The organism is Pelagicoccus sp. SDUM812003, from assembly GCF_031127815.1.
Lineage (GTDB): Bacteria > Verrucomicrobiota > Verrucomicrobiia > Opitutales > Opitutaceae > Pelagicoccus.
In genome coordinates, this window is record NZ_JARXHY010000003.1 from 96,972 (window position 1) to 111,365 (window position 14,394).

Sequence of the window (14,394 nt, forward strand, 5' to 3'; positions counted from 1 at the left end):
CCAGAACGGACTCGAGACTGCGGCATTGATTTTGATTAATCAAAATAATTTCTCCTCCCTTATCAAACATTGCTTGCGCAGGAGCTGCTCTCCGGGTAGAGCAGCTAGACATGAAGGATATTCCGCTAGAAGCCCATGATCTGACGGTCGCTTACGACAAGCGCCCGGTGCTGTACGGCGTGGACGTGCAAGTTCCGGAGGGCAAGCTGGTGGGCATCGTGGGTCCGAACGGGGCGGGCAAGTCGACCTTCATCAAGGCGGTGATGGGCATTGTGCCGGTCACTGGCGGTTGGGTGAAGGTGTTTGGCAAGGATTTCCGCAAGGCGACCGGCCGGGTGGGCTACGTGCCGCAGCGTGAGAGCGTGGACTGGGACTTCCCGGTCAACGTGATGGACGTGGTGCTGATGGGCCGCTATGGCCGGCTCGGTCTGATGGGGCGCGTCGGCAAAAAGGATCGCCTCATCGCGGAGGAGTGTTTGGCCAAGGTCGGCATGCTGCCCTACGCCAAGCGCCAGATCTCGAATCTATCGGGCGGTCAGCAGCAGCGTGTCTTCCTGGCTCGGGCCTTGGCTCAGGAGAGCGATCTCTACCTCATGGACGAGCCGTTCGTGGGAGTGGATGCGGCGACGGAGTCGGCCATCATCGAGCTACTCCGCGAGCTGAAGAATCGAGGCAAGACCATCTTGGTGGTGCACCATGATCTCGCCACCGCTCAAAGCTATTTCGACATGCTGCTCCTGCTCAACATGCGTCTGGTCGCCTTCGGACCCACCAAGGATGTGTTCACTCAGGAGCTGCTGCAAAAGACCTATGGAGGCCGCCTGACCATACTCTCCGAGGTGGCGAATACCATGTCGCTGAGAAAATGAATCCGAAAGGCGGATACAAAAAAACGATCGCTGCGGCGTCGCGCGTTCTGGCGATGTCGGCGTTGCTCTGCCTGCCTCAGCTCGCATTCGGCGCCAAGATCGGCGACCTCGAAACGGTGCACTGGTGGGATCAGCTGCAGCGCTTTTTTAGTATGCGTGACGAGGTTGTGCGGGCGGCCCTGCTCGGTTCGGTCTTTCTCGGCGTGAGCTGTGGCTTGCTGGGCAGTTTCATTGTGGTGCGAAAGCTGGCTCTGTTCGGCGACGCGCTTTCGCACGCGGTCCTGCCTGGCGTGGCGGTGGGCTATCTGATGGCGGGGGAGAAGGATCCGGTGGCGATCTTCATCGGCGCCACCGTGGCAGGCGTCCTAGGGACGGTGCTGGTAAATCTGATCAAACGCACCACCCATATCAAGGAGGACAGCTCGTTGGGAATGGTGCTGGCCGGCTTCTACGGAGTGGGAATCGTCCTGATGAATCGGATACAGAAGCTGCCGACAGGCACGCAGTCCGGCGTCGACAAGTTTCTGTTCGGTCAAGCGGCGGCCCTGACGGAGCAGGAGATTTGGATGATGGGCGGCGTTGCGGTCGCGGCGCTGCTCCTCGTATTGGGATTCTACCGACAGTTCTTGATTGGCAGCTTCGATATCGGATTCGCCCGTTCCTTGGGACTGCCAGCGGGCCTTTTTCACTACGCCTTGATGGTGCTGCTGGCGTTCACGGTGGTGGTGAGCCTGCAGGCGGTCGGCGCGGTGCTGGTCTCTGCCATGTTGGTCATTCCGGCCGCTGCCGCGTATCTGCTGACGGATCGCATGCATCGCATGCTGATTCTGGCAAGCGCCTTCGGAGTGTTTGCCGGGCTGCTTGGAGCGTTCTTTTCGTTTCTGGGCAACAGTCTGCCCACCGGACCGCTGATGGTGCTCGCGGCCAGTTCCGTGTTTGCGATCTGCTTCGCTTTTTCGCCGCGGCATGGAGTCATCTCCAGATGGCGCAAGCATAGGACGCGCAGAACGCGTGTTCAAAACGAGAATACGCTTAAGGCCATCTATCACATTCGCGAGGAGCGTGGCTTCCAAGGGGAAGGAGCGAGCTTGAAAGAGCTCGAGGAACGAATGGGCGAGGGGCGGAGCGAGGTGTTCCGTCGTGTGAAGGCCCTGCAGTCCATCGGCGTTTGCGAGCTCAGGCAAGTGGATGGGGAGACCCAGGTCTTCCTCAATCCCGAGGGGTGGCTGCGGGCTTGCGCCGTGGTGCGAAACCACCGGCTGTGGGAGCTTTATCTCACCAATCAGGCGGAGTACGAGCCCGATCACGTGCATGACGACGCGGAGGTTATCGAGCACGTTCTAGGAGAGGAGACGGTGCGGCGGCTGGAGCGATTGCTCGACTACCCGGCGAAGGATCCTCATGGCAAGCTGATCCCTAGCCTGGCCGACCTGCAGCGTTCCCTGACTCGTGAACCGTCCCAGTCGCAGGCCACTGGCTATCGCATGCCGAACGCGTAAGGAAACATGGATACGATGAACATGTGGGACCATATCTTTCCAAGCTTTGATTTCAACGCGGTGTTCGTGGAGCCGTGGACCGAATTCGCAGGCATCTTTGTCTGGATCGGGGTGATGGGCTTTTTGGTGACGGCGGCCTGTGGATTTATCGGCACGTTCATCGTATGGCGGCGCATGGCTTTGGTGGGGGACGCCATCAGTCATAGCGTTCTGCCCGGCATCGTGATTGCGTTTCTGGTTTCGCAGAGTCGCGATACCTTGCCCATGTTCATTGGAGCGGTGGTGGCGGGGGTGGTGACCACGCTGCTGATCGAAGTGATCCATCAAAAGTCGCGCATCAAGACGGATGCGGCCTTGGGGATCGTGTTCACTACTCTGTTCGCCATCGGCGTGGTGCTGGTCTCGCTGTATGGCGAGAACGTAGATCTGGATACGGATTGCGTGCTTTACGGCGAAATCGAGCAGGTGACCTTGGAGCCTTTGGTCTCTGTCTTCGGTTGGTTCGAGGCTCCGCCGTCGGTATTGCGCATGGCGGTAGTCACGCTGGTTACGATTTCCTTGGTAGGTCTTTTCTATCGTCCGTTGGTGGTCAGCTCCTTCGATCCGGGAATGGCCAAGTCGATCGGCATCAATCCAGCTTTCGTGCACCATGCGTTGATGTCGCTGCTGGCGATTGTAGTGGTGAGTTCCTTCGAGGCGGTGGGCGCTGTATTGGTAATCGCGATACTGATCTTTCCGGCCACCACAGCGTCGCTCCTCTCGGATCGTTTGCCGGTGATCTTGGGACTGACGCTTGTGATCGCCTTGCTGGCGTCGTTTTTCGGATTGCACCTCGCTCTCTGGCTCGACGTCTCCACGGCCGGTTCGATCAGCGTGGTGGTTTTCGCTCTATTCCTGCTCGCTTGGGTGTTCGCTCCCAGACGGGGTTTGTTGGTCAAGGCGTTTCGGCAGGCCGGTTGACGGCGCGGATCTGGAGCGGAACGAAGAAGGGAGTCGACAGCTTTTGGATACGCGTCTTTCTAAGGAATGGAAATGCCGCGACGTTCCAGGAGACTTCCTTCGGAGAGGTAGAGTTCGACCAGAGCGATGCGGTAGTTGATCAGGGCTTCAACTTCTCGGATGCGGCTCTCCAGCAGATCGCGTCGGGCCTCCGCCACTTGCAGTTCGGTGGAATCGCCCACTTCAAGCCGCTCCTCTTCGCCGATCACGGTTTCCTCGAGATGACGTCGGATGTCAGCCGTCGCCTCGATCTGCTCTCGGGCGCGTTCGACCTCGGTGACCGCCAGCTGCACATCCAGACGCACGATCTGCTCATGGTTGAGCACGGCTTCCGCTGCTTGCTCTCGGTTTGCCCGCGCGGCCAGATCTCGCGCTTGGCTAGCGGTTTCTCCCAGAAACTGGCTGAAACGGAGTCCAGCGGAGACGTCGTAGCTGTCTTCTTGCAGGTCCTCGAATGAATCGAGAAAGGCGTCGGCGTAGCCAGACTTGCCCAGGGTGATGAAGAGGTCGAGCTGGGGAAGGAGTCCGTTTCGAGTGACGACGGTTTGCAGGCGCTCCTGCTGGAGTCGCAAACGCGATTCGTTGAGGTCGGATCGCTTGAGCAGGGCGAGCTCGGCCCGGCTCTCTATGTCGTCCAGTGGATCGGGTTCGGTGGCCGGGGCGCTGGTGGTCTCGATGCTCAGGTCTCGAACCTCGCTGGGGTCGATATTGAGGAGGCGGGCGAGGCGGAGCTTTTGGCGTTCCAATTCGGCGCGCGTATCGATCAAGGCGCTCTTGCGTCGAGCTAGTTCTCCGCGAGCGATGGCTCCCTCGGTCTCCGACAAGGCGCCCACTTCGATGCGGCCTTCGACTTCGTCGCGTTCCTGTTGAGCGAGCGTGAGCGAGCTTTCGAAGATGGACATCTCCTGTTGAGCCAGCACGTAGTTCCAGTAGGCGATTTCGACATCCGCTACGAATTCCTCGGTGTACCCACGGAGTTGATACTGGCTAGCCAGCGTATCGATCTTGGCTTGGCGAACGGAGGCCAGATTGACCGCAGGGCCGAAGCCCCGAAGCAGGGATTGGGTGACGCTTAGGCCAACCCTCGCCTCTTGCTGTTCCGGGGTGCGGTTCGATATGGAGCGGTTCTGTCCGATGGCGAGCTCGATATCGGCCCCCGTAGCCAGTTCCTGACGAATGCCGATCTCTCCTTGGGCGTCTCGTCCAGTCACGCTGAACTGCTCTCCGGTGGAGCGAGCGGTTTCGGAAACCTCCTCTTCGGAAGCTTGCGCCGAACCGAAAAGCTCGGGGTTGAAGCGACTGCGTTCGATTTGCTCGAAAGCCCCGGCGATCACGGGTTCCAAGCTTTGGATACGAAGCTCGCGGTTTCGACCGAGCGCGGTGAAAACGGCTGCTTCGATCGAGAGGGGGAGCGTGCCGTCGATGGTTTCGAAGGGTGGCGGATCCCAGCTGACGTAGGGAGACACGCTGAGGTCGGAAGCGTTGGGCTGGATGGAGCTTGGCTGGAAATCCGTTTCGCTCGCGGTCTGCAGCGATCGGGAGCTCGAGCATCCTGAAAGCAGAAAGGCGCAGCAGGCGCTGGTGAGTGCTAGAGGGGTTTTCATGAGGAGACGCGGCTGCTCGGGCGGGAGCTGTGGACGATGGAGTAGACCGCGGGAGTGAGGAGAAGGGTGATCAGGGTGGAGCCGATGAGTCCGCCGATGACGGCCCTGGCCAGCGGGGCTTGAGCGTCGGCTCCTTCCCCGATTCCAAGGGCTAGCGGAAGAAGGCCAAGAACGGTGGTGAGGGTGGTCATCAGGATGGGGCGAAGACGCCGACGGCCCGCTTCTGCGACAGCTGCGCGTGTACCCATTCCTTCGCGACAGAGCTGACTGGCCTGATCGACGAGAAGTATCGAGTTGTTCACGACAATGCCTCCCAGCATGATGCAGCCGATGCCGGACTGCAGGTTCATGGTGGTGTTGGTGACGATGAGTGTGATGATGACGCCGATGGCCGCCATGGGGATCGCCACCATGACGATGGTGGGATCGCGCAGAGACTCGTATTGGCAGGCGAGCACCATGTAGACCAGCATGATGGCTAGGCCGAGGGCGATCATCAGCTCCTGAAAGGTGCGTTGCTGCTCCTCCCAGGCTCCCGAAATGCGAAAGAGGTATCCGTTGGGTCGTGGGATTTGCGCGAGGGCGGCTTCGATGTCGAGCGAGACGTCGCCCAATGCCCGTTGATCGATGTCGGCGTCCAGGGTGACGAGGCGCTGCTGATCTCGACGATCGATTTCCTCCGGAGCTCGGCCGTATTCGGTGGTGACCAGATTGCGCAAGGCGACCAGCTCGCCGTCGGGGGCGCGCAAGGTCAGGTCGAGCACTTCGTCGATAGTCAGGCTTTCGGCGTTCGCCATTTGCACTAGGATTCGATAGGAATTGCCCTCCGTGCGGTAGTCGCCCGCTCGCGAGCCGGCGATGGCGGTTTGCAGGACCTCGGTGACGTCTCGGGCGCTCAATCCCACATCCGCGATCTTGTCGCGATCGATGGTGATCTCCTGTTGCGGTGTTCCTTCGTCGAAACTGGTATCCACGTCAGTGATACCCTCGATCGTTTCGATGCGTTCCTTGGCCTCGAGAGCGAGCTTTTCCAGGACGGGAATGTCCCGTCCGCGCACTTCTACCTCTATGCCGTCTCCTCCCCCGCCGAGCAAGCGATTCAGCAAGTTCTGGCCGCGTGGCGCCCAGGCTCCCACCTCCATGCCTGGGATCTTTCCTCGAAGAAGCTCGCGAAGATCGTCGGCGATGTCGGCATTGGAGCGTTCGCGTTGGCTAGCTGGCACCAGCGAGAAGCGAATGTCGGCTCCGTCGCCGCGCACGTTGGTGACGTGGGATACGGCTTCCGGGACGGCGGGTATGGCGAGCGCTTCGATGCGTTTGGTGAGCTCGTTTACCAGCTCCAGTCGGGTTGAGTTTTCGGCGCGAGCCCAGATGTTTACCTCGCCTTCGTCGCTCGGCGGCATGAACTCGCTGCTGATCATTGGCGCCAGAAAGAAACTCGCAATCAAGGTCGCCATGGCGCCCAGCACAGTCCAGCGTCGGTGTTGAAGCGCTTTGGAAAGGACGGATTTGTAGTTGGTTTCCAATGACTCGAACCAACGTTCGGAGGTCTCCGCCATTTTGCGAAAGGCGCTGGAGCTCTTGCTTGAGCCTTTTTTCTTCAAGAGCTTGGCTGAGAGCATCGGCACCAAGCTCAGCGAGACGACTAGGGAGCAGATGAGGGAGAAGGAAACGGTGTAGGCCAGCTCGCGGAACAGGATTCCGGATACGCCAGGGACGAAGATCAACGGGAGGAAGATGACCAAGGTGGTGATGGTGCTAGCCACGATGGCCGAGCTGACCTCTTGGGCTCCGTTGCGGGCGGCTTGCGTCGGCTCCTCGCCATCTTCGTCGCGTCGTCGAAAGATGTTTTCCAAAACCACGATGGAGCTGTCGACCATCATGCCCACGCCTAGGGCGAGCCCGCCCAGCGACATCATATTCAAGGTGAAGCCGCCGAAAAAGAGCAGGGCGAAGGTGGCGACGATGGAAATGGGAATGGCCAGCGAAATGACCAAGGTGCTTCGCCAGTCGCGTAGGAAGAAAAGCAATACGAGGATCGCGAGTCCGCCTCCGTAGAGCACGGACTGCGAGACGTTTTGGATCGAGCGCTCGATAAAGTTGCCGGAGTTGGAAACGGGGACCACGTTGATGAGTGGGAAGTCGTTGTTGGTCCGCTCGATCTCCTCGAGTATCAGCCGGGACACTTCGACGGTATTGGCGTTGTCCTGCTTGCGGATAGCGACGCGGATGCCCTGCACGCCGTCCACGCGAACGATGCGCGTTTCCTTCTCGTAGGTGTCCTTGACCACTGCGACTTGATTGAGGGTTACCACGTTTCCCTCTCTCGTATCCACTACGGTGTTACGAATCTGGTCGAGACTTTCGAATTGAGCTGGGGCCCGCAGCGTGACTTCGTAGCGCCCTTCCTTGATGGTGCCGGAGGGACGGTCCAGGTTGGAGTCTCGCAGGGACTGCAGGATTTGGTTGAGCGGTATGCCGAGGGCTTGAAGCCGCTGGCGGTCCAATTCGATGCGGATCTCGCGATTGAAGCCTCCCCAGAGGTCAACTTGGGCCACTCCGGGGATGCGGGAGAACCGGTAGCGAATCTCGTTGTTGATGATGTCGGTGAGCTCGATGGGATCGATGTCTCCCGATACGCCGAGGATGACGATGGGGAAGCTATCGATGTCGAACTTGCTCACCCGCGGGCGTTCGATGTTGTCCGGCAGCTCGTTGATCTCGTCCTCCAGCGTGGCTTGTAGCTCCAGGGCTGCGGCGTCCACGTTGGTGCCCCAGGCGAAGCGCACCCGCACGCGGCTGCGGCCTTCGCTTGATTCGGAGGTCACCTCCTCCACGCCCGGCACCGTCGAGATGATTTCTTCGATGATCTGGGTGATGAGCGTCTCCATCACCTCCGGACTGGCGCCCGGATAGCTGGTGTTCACGGTGATGGTAGGCAGCTCGATGCTGGGAAAGAGATCGATCTTCAGGCGGTTGAGGGAAACCAAGCCGAGCACCACGACGATGAGCGTCACCATGGTGGTGAAGATCGGGCGATGAACGCTGAAACGCGGTAGGCTCATGACTCGCTCTCCGAACCTTCCTCGTCGGGAATCACGATCTCGGAGCCGTCGTCGAGCAGGTGCTGGCCCAAAACGACGACACGGCCTTGCAAGCCTTCTCCACTGACCTGGATGGCCTCGCCAGCTCGGATGCCGGTTTCGACCGGACGCCAGGAAACGGTTTCCCCGCCGGCGTCGACCACGAAGACGCCTTCCTCGCTTCCGCGACGGGTGATGGCCGCGTAGGGAACGACGATCGCGTCGTCGACCCGGTCCAGGGTGATGTTGGCCCGCACGAACATGCCCGGCTTGAGCTGGCCTTGAGGATTGTCCAGGGAAAGCTCCACGCGTGCCTGGCGGCTGCTCTCCCTGAAGATTGGGGAAATGCGTTCGACTTGGCCTTCGAAGACCGTGTTGGGAAAGGCGTCGGTGGTGAAGGCGGCTTGAAAGCCCGGCTTGAGCAGGCGGTAGTCGCGCTCGGTGACGTTGATCACTGCGGTGATGGGGTTGATCTCCACGATCAGCAGCAAGGGATCGTTCGGGGAAACGGTTTCCCCTTCGTCGACGTAGCGCTCGGCGACCACGCGTTGCGATTCCTTGTCCGCCCAATCGGCGGTGATGCGTGTATAGCTCAAGCGGATACGAGCGGATTCGAGTTCGGACTTGGCGCGAATGACTTGGGCCTCCGCGACCTTGAACTCCGCTTGTCGCGCCAGGAGCGCCGCCTGCACGTTGTCGTATTCGGAGTCCGAGGCGATCCCGCGCTCGCGCAAGGTGCTCGAGCGTTGGTAGGCGCGTTGGGCGATTTCCAAGGTGCTTTTCGCCTCGGCTAGGTTTGCGTTTGCCACTGCCAAGTCCGCCTCCGCCTGACGGACGGCCTGCTCGAACTCGGCCGCGTCAAGGATGGCTACGGTGTCGCCTCGGTCGACCGGGTCGGAAATGTCGACCGGGATATCGATGACGCGTCCCGCGACCTTGGGGGCGACTACGAACTTGTTGCGAGCTTCGAGAGCTCCGGTGAAGATGCGCTTCAGCTCGATGGGCCCGTCTTGAATGGGGGCCACCGCGACTGCTGCGATGCGTCCCCGGTCGTTGGATACATCGTCTTCGGGCGACTGGGTTAGCCACCAGAAGAGCAGCAGCGCCGCGAGGACGAGGGTGGCGATGGCGATAGGTCTACGTTTCGAGGGTGATGACATTTTGCAGCGAGGGATGGGAAAGAGGGACGCTGGTCGGTTGACGGTCGTAGGGTCCGGTCGACTGCTAATTTTTCTTTCCGCGGCCTAGCGGGTGGCGACCCGCTCGCGCGATCGCGGCGCGGGAAGGCTCCGCTAGTGTGCCCGGCGGCGCGGGCTGCTCGTCTCGCTTCGCCCGGAGTCCCTCAATCCGCCAAGCAAGCGTCTAGCTCCGCCTGCAGCCGATCGCGATCGAGGTGGAAGCCGATAAACACCAGCTCCTGTCGGCGGTCGCCGTGCGGGTAGTCCCACTTGCGCTCGACCTCTGGCGGAATCTGCGAGCGATCGACCTTGCCTTTCTCCAAGGCGGTCGCCCACCAGCTTCCGATGAAATCGCAGCGGCTGGTCGAGCCGGCGATGGAGAGGAAGCCGACGGTGTCGTTGTTGCCCTCGATCCAGCAGTAGCCTTTGGCCCGAAGGAGGCCGGGGATGCTGTTGTTTATGATAGCGGCGAACTTGTCGGCGTGGAAGGGGGTGCGGGCTCGATAGACGAGGGTGACCAGTCCTTGCTTGGCTTTGGCGATAGGGTCGAGGGCCTTGCTGACGCTGGGCTGGATCAGGGTGGAGCTGCTGGGTTGGACTTTGCGAAAGGCGCGCGGAGTGGCGGGATCCTCCTTGGGATCGACAGGGCCGGCGTCGCGGTCCTCCTTTTCCAGGCTCTGCAGCCAGCTGGCGCCGGATACGGTTTCGGAAATGTCGAAGCGCGCGTTGTGCAGGATGGCCTCGTTCTCCAGCCGTCCCTGCTCGCAGGTCAGTTTGGTGGCCCGTCGGTTGAGCTCGTCGAGCACCACCCGAAGCTGGGAAAGCTGCGGTTCGTCGATCTGGTCGATCTTGTTCAGGGCCAGCACATCGGCGCACTCGATCTGCTCCACCATCAGCTCGAAGACTGGGCGCTCGTCCTCCTGACGCAGCAGTTCGCGTCGGGCGCCCTTGGCCTGGTTCGCCTCCCACTCCTTGAGAAAGAAAGCCGCGTCGATCACGGTGACCAAGCTGTCGATCTTGGCGACTTCGTCGAGCGAGCGTCCGTTTGGCCCGGGCATCATGAAGGTCTGCACGATCTGCATGGGCTCGGCCACGCCGGTGGATTCGATGATCAGGTGGTCGATTCCCCCCTTTTTCGCGATGTCCATCACCGCGAGGGCCAGGTCGCCTTGGATGGTGCAGCAGATGCAGCCGCCGCTGAGCTCGACCACCTCGCTTTGTGGCTCTCCCTCGAGCTGGCGCACCTCGCTCTCGATGAGGGCCGCGTCGATGTTGACCTCGCCGATGTCGTTGACGATGACCGCGATGCGTTCCCCGTTGGCGTTGCGCAGCAGGTGGTTGAGCAGGGTGGTTTTGCCTGCCCCCAGAAAGCCGGAGAGTATGGTGACGGTGAGCGTTGCGTCGGTTTGCGTGGCCATGGGGCAATGATCTAGAGCGGCTTGGCGAAAGGAGAAGACTAAAATGCCCTGGCGGAGCAGCGGACGGTGGCTGGGTCGAGAAGCGCGAGGAACGAATTGCTAAATCGGCTTTCTACCCCAAGAGTTTCCCTTTTGCCTCACTACAGATGCTTTTTCTGAAACGAATACCACTCATCGCCCTGATAATCCTGGCTTTCGCTCCTGCGGGCGTGGCCCAGCTCCCCGAGGATTTCGACCTCGAAGGCCCCTTGCCGGTGGACCCGAACGTGCGCACCGGCACTCTGGAAAACGGGCTCCGCTACTACGTGAGGGAAAACGGCAAGCCGGAGAACCGAGCTTCGCTGCGCTTGGTGATCAATGCCGGATCGTTGCAGGAGGACGACAACCAGCGCGGCATCGCCCACTTCCTGGAGCACATGGCGTTCAACGGGACGGAGCACTTCCAGAAGATGGAGCTGGTGAATTTCCTGGAAGGCATCGGCATGAACTTCGGTCAGCACCTCAACGCCAGCACCTCTTTCGATCAGACCATCTACCAGCTCGAAGTGCCTTGGGAGGACCCGGAGGTCATCGACAAGGCCTTTCTCATCCTGGAGGACTGGGCGGCGAACCTCACTCTCGACCCGTACGAGATCGAGCAGGAGCGCGGCGTGATCGTGGAGGAGTGGCGCTCCGGGCAGGGAGCAGGCCAGCGTATCCGCGACCAGCAGTATCCATTGATCTACTACAACTCCCGCTACGCGAAACGATTGCCCATCGGCTCCATGGTCGTGGTGCAGAACGCCCCGGCGGAGCGGTTTCGCGATTTCTACGAAAAGTGGTACCGGCCGAATCTCATGGCGGTCATCGCGGTGGGCGACTTCGATGGAGCGCAAATCGAGCAGACGATCATCGATCGATTCTCAAAGCTGAGCAATCCCGAGGACGCCCCCGAGCGGGTGAATTACGAGGTGCCGGATCACGAGCAGACGCTTTTCTCCATCATCTCCGACCCGGAGCTCACCTCTACCAGCGTGAACATCTACCTGAAAGTCGATCCCGATCCGGACTCCTCCGCCATCGACTACCGACGTCACCTGCTGCGGCGCATTTACTTTTCCATGCTCAATCAGCGCCTGGCCGAACGTGGCATCGTGGCAGATCCGCCGTACCTGTCGGCTGGGGTAGGTCACTCTAAGCTTGGGCGGGAGAAGGCGGCCTACTACATGTCGATCGGTCTGCTGGAGGACAAGATCCAGGAAGGCATCGAAACGGTGGTTTCGGAAGTGACTCGCGCCGCTCGAGATGGCTTCAGCCAAAGCGAGCTCGATCGCGCCGTGGCGGACATGATACGGGTGATGGATCGCTACTACGATCAACGCGACACCACTCAGTCGTCCGTATTCGCAAGTGAATACACGCGAGCCTTCACGGTAGACGAACCGATTCCGGGCATCGCTCTGGAACGGGCCATGACGCGGGCATTTCTCGACGGGCTGAAGGTCGACGAGGTCAACGTGGTGGGCGAGGCCTTTCAGCGACGAGACAACCGAGTCATTCTTTTCACCGCCCCGGAAGGTGATGGGCGGGAGCTCCCAAGCGAGGAGGATTTGCTGGCTGCGATCGAAGCGGGCGAGCAGGCTGACATCGGGGAGTACGTCGACGAAGTCTCGGACGCCCCGCTGCTTTCGGAGGAGCCCACCCCTGGAGAAATCGTTGAGGAAACGTATCACCAGGAAGTGGATACCTATGAATGGCTGCTATCCAACGGTGCTCGCGTACTGGTCAAGGCCACGGACTTTCAAGCCGATCAGATCCTGATGTCCGCCTACAGCGAAGGTGGACGCAGCTTGGTGATGGATGACGAATTCGTTCCCGCTGTCACCTCCACCATGCTGCTTGGCGAGAGCGGTATCGGCCCATTCAATACGATCGAGCTCGATAAGAAGCTCGCTGGCACGACCATTCGGCTGTCCCCTTCCATCAATGAAAACTCCGAAACGCTCAGCGGCTCCGCTTCGCCTTCGGATTTGGAAACGTTTTTCAAGCTGCTCTACCTTCAGATCACCCACCCGAACGAGGAGGATCTTTCCGTGGCCTTCGAGTCCGTGCGCACGCGGCTGACGTCCCTCGTGGCCAACCGCCAGAAGTCGCCAGGCGCGGTGTTTCAGGACGCCATCGAAAAGGAGCTCTACGGAGACCATCCGCGCCACCAGCCGCTGGATCTGGCTCGTCTCGAGGAAATGGACGCCCCGCTATCGCTGGAGATCTTCAAGGATCGTTTCCAGAACGCGGGCGATTTCGTTTTCTGTTTCGTTGGAGCGATGGACTTGGACCAGATGCGCGAGTACGTGAAGCGCTACATCGCCTCGCTGCCGAGCGAAGGCGGCGAAGCGGAGAAGGCTCGCTTCCATGGGGACAAGCCAGCGGAGGGGCGACTTTCGGTGGATGTCAGCAAAGGCCTGGAGGAAAAGACCTCCGTACGCGTCTTCTTCAACGGTGATGCTGAATGGTCGCCAGAAAATCGATACGCGTTCGCTTTCGCTCGCGCGTTGCTGAACATCCGCATGCGCGAAGTGCTGCGCGAGGAAAACAGCGGCGTCTACGGAGTGGGCGTGTTCGGCACGCTGAGCCGTTTGCCGGAGCCGTCCTACTCCAGCGGATTCGCGTTTTCCTGCGACCCCGGCAACGCCGAGATGCTGGTACGGCTAGGCCTTTTGGAGATCATCGCTCTGCAGGAGCAGGGACCGCGGCCGGAAAACGTGCGCAAGGTGCGCGAGCAGCACATCCGCGAACACGAAAACGGTCTACGCGAAAACGGATTCTGGCTGAACAACCTGATGGGCGTCTACCGGGAGGGTCGGCCGTTTTCCGAGATCCTGGAGTTTCCGGAGCGCGTGCGTTCCTTCGATCCGGAAGAGGCTCGCCAAGCGGCCATTCGCTACTTCGACATGCAGAACCTCCTCATCGCCTACCTGCGTCCCGAGTATCAGGAGTAGGATAGAGAGTTCGGACCGATCGGGCGCCTTGCCCGGAAAAGGCGCAAGGCGTTTTTGCGTCTTTTGACGAGGCCCGAAGGCTCGCCCCGCCTTGCGGAGCTAGCTCAGGCCTTGGGCGCGATTGCGTAGGACCATCGAAAGGCGGCGCGGACGCGTTTTCCGTTTTTGAGGCCTTGCTAGGTGTAAGTGGCTGATAATGACTCTCTAAGCCTTACCCTTAGGGAACCCTCGGGTAGGAAAAGCCCGAGGTGCCTGATATAGTACGGATGCGAGAAACACGTTTGTAACGGAGAAGAAATCGATGATAGACACCACAACACCTAAGGATCTGGCGAAAAAGATCGAGTGGATCGGCCTGCGCAACCTGTCTGGCCAGGAACGCGAGCAGGTTCGCGAGCAGCTTGCGGAAGTGTGCTGCTATCTGCCTCGGCTTCTGGCCTTGGCGCTGTGGAGCTTCTTCGGGCTACGGGCTCCGGACTCGCTGATCACGCGCGGACCAAAGAGCAGCTTGAAGAGCTACCGGGAGCGCGAAGAGGCCAAGGCCTACATACGCGAACTCTTGTCCGACCAGTGCGAAGAGGAGGAAAACGCTTTTTGAAGACAGGGCTCAGCGCCTAGGCGAAGCATCGAATCATCAGTTTGGCGGGTCGAAGGACCCGCTTTTTTTTGCATCCAGTCCGCCTGCTCCGTGGGCATGGCTTTGTCTGGTCGAGTCTGACGAGGGCCTGGTGTCGCGCCCCAGCCGGGACGGCGGACGCCACCAATC

At 60.5% G+C, this 14,394-nt stretch carries 9 protein-coding genes; 5 read left to right on the forward strand and 4 right to left on the reverse strand.

Annotation, left to right across the window (positions count from 1 at the left end; all coding sequences use genetic code 11):
* Nucleotides 1-110 precede the first annotated feature (110 nt).
* Genes QEH54_RS04855 through QEH54_RS04865 form a run of 3 tightly spaced genes read left to right on the forward strand, consistent with a single transcriptional unit; the run spans nt 111 to nt 3,328 of the window.
* Complete coding sequence (locus tag QEH54_RS04855) at nt 111-869, forward strand: metal ABC transporter ATP-binding protein (protein ID WP_309017509.1); 759 nt, start codon at nt 111-113, stop codon at nt 867-869.
* Nucleotides 866-2,368: a metal ABC transporter permease gene (locus QEH54_RS04860; RefSeq protein WP_309017510.1), complete on the forward strand. Its 1,503-nt coding sequence runs from the start codon at nt 866-868 to the stop codon at nt 2,366-2,368. The genes QEH54_RS04855 and QEH54_RS04860 overlap by 4 nt, the downstream gene beginning before the upstream one ends.
* Before the next feature lie 6 nt (nt 2,369-2,374).
* Nucleotides 2,375-3,328: a metal ABC transporter permease gene (locus tag QEH54_RS04865; RefSeq protein ID WP_309017511.1), complete on the forward strand. Its 954-nt coding sequence runs from the start codon at nt 2,375-2,377 to the stop codon at nt 3,326-3,328.
* A gap of 59 nt (nt 3,329-3,387) precedes the next feature.
* On the opposite strand, the gene QEH54_RS04870 is transcribed toward QEH54_RS04865, so the two are convergent.
* The 4 genes from QEH54_RS04870 to QEH54_RS04885 form a co-directional block, all read right to left on the reverse strand.
* Nucleotides 3,388-4,971 carry a TolC family protein gene (locus QEH54_RS04870; RefSeq protein WP_309017512.1) on the reverse strand — a complete coding sequence of 528 codons (1,584 nt, stop codon included), beginning with the start codon at nt 4,969-4,971 and terminating at the stop codon, nt 3,388-3,390.
* On the reverse strand, nt 4,968-8,036 hold the full coding sequence (locus QEH54_RS04875) for an efflux RND transporter permease subunit (protein ID WP_309017513.1): 3,069 nt from the start codon (nt 8,034-8,036) through the stop codon (nt 4,968-4,970). Before QEH54_RS04875 ends, QEH54_RS04870 begins: the two co-directional genes overlap by 4 nt.
* The gene (locus QEH54_RS04880; protein ID WP_309017514.1) at nt 8,033-9,214 is read right to left on the reverse strand and encodes an efflux RND transporter periplasmic adaptor subunit; all 1,182 of its coding nucleotides are present in this window, start codon (nt 9,212-9,214) and stop codon (nt 8,033-8,035) included. The genes QEH54_RS04875 and QEH54_RS04880 overlap by 4 nt, the downstream gene beginning before the upstream one ends.
* Nucleotides 9,215-9,396: 182 nt before the next feature.
* A complete protein-coding gene (locus QEH54_RS04885; protein WP_309017515.1) occupies nt 9,397-10,650 on the reverse strand; it encodes a GTP-binding protein in 1,254 nt (417 codons plus the stop codon).
* A 146-nt stretch (nt 10,651-10,796) separates the two neighbouring features.
* On the opposite strand from QEH54_RS04885, the gene QEH54_RS04890 reads away from it, so the two are divergent.
* Nucleotides 10,797-13,628, forward strand: coding sequence for an insulinase family protein (locus tag QEH54_RS04890; protein ID WP_309017516.1), 2,832 nt, complete (start codon nt 10,797-10,799; stop codon nt 13,626-13,628).
* Nucleotides 13,629-13,929: 301 nt separating this feature from the next.
* Nucleotides 13,930-14,226, forward strand: a complete 297-nt coding sequence (locus tag QEH54_RS04895) for a hypothetical protein (RefSeq protein WP_309017517.1) — start codon at nt 13,930-13,932, stop codon at nt 14,224-14,226.
* Nucleotides 14,227-14,394 lie beyond the last annotated feature (168 nt).

Excerpts from the sequence above, each read along its gene's own strand:
- QEH54_RS04855 (WP_309017509.1), top strand. The coding sequence starts at position 111 with ATGAAGGATATTCCGCTAGAAGCCCATGATCTGACGGTCGCTTACGAC.
- QEH54_RS04860 (WP_309017510.1), top strand. The coding sequence starts at position 866 with ATGAATCCGAAAGGCGGATACAAAAAAACGATCGCTGCGGCGTCGCGC.
- QEH54_RS04865 (WP_309017511.1), top strand. The coding sequence starts at position 2,375 with ATGGATACGATGAACATGTGGGACCATATCTTTCCAAGCTTTGATTTC.
- QEH54_RS04870 (WP_309017512.1), bottom strand. The coding sequence starts at position 4,971 with ATGAAAACCCCTCTAGCACTCACCAGCGCCTGCTGCGCCTTTCTGCTT.
- QEH54_RS04875 (WP_309017513.1), bottom strand. The coding sequence starts at position 8,036 with ATGAGCCTACCGCGTTTCAGCGTTCATCGCCCGATCTTCACCACCATG.
- QEH54_RS04880 (WP_309017514.1), bottom strand. The coding sequence starts at position 9,214 with ATGTCATCACCCTCGAAACGTAGACCTATCGCCATCGCCACCCTCGTC.
- QEH54_RS04885 (WP_309017515.1), bottom strand. The coding sequence starts at position 10,650 with ATGGCCACGCAAACCGACGCAACGCTCACCGTCACCATACTCTCCGGC.
- QEH54_RS04890 (WP_309017516.1), top strand. The coding sequence starts at position 10,797 with ATGCTTTTTCTGAAACGAATACCACTCATCGCCCTGATAATCCTGGCT.
- QEH54_RS04895 (WP_309017517.1), top strand. The coding sequence starts at position 13,930 with ATGATAGACACCACAACACCTAAGGATCTGGCGAAAAAGATCGAGTGG.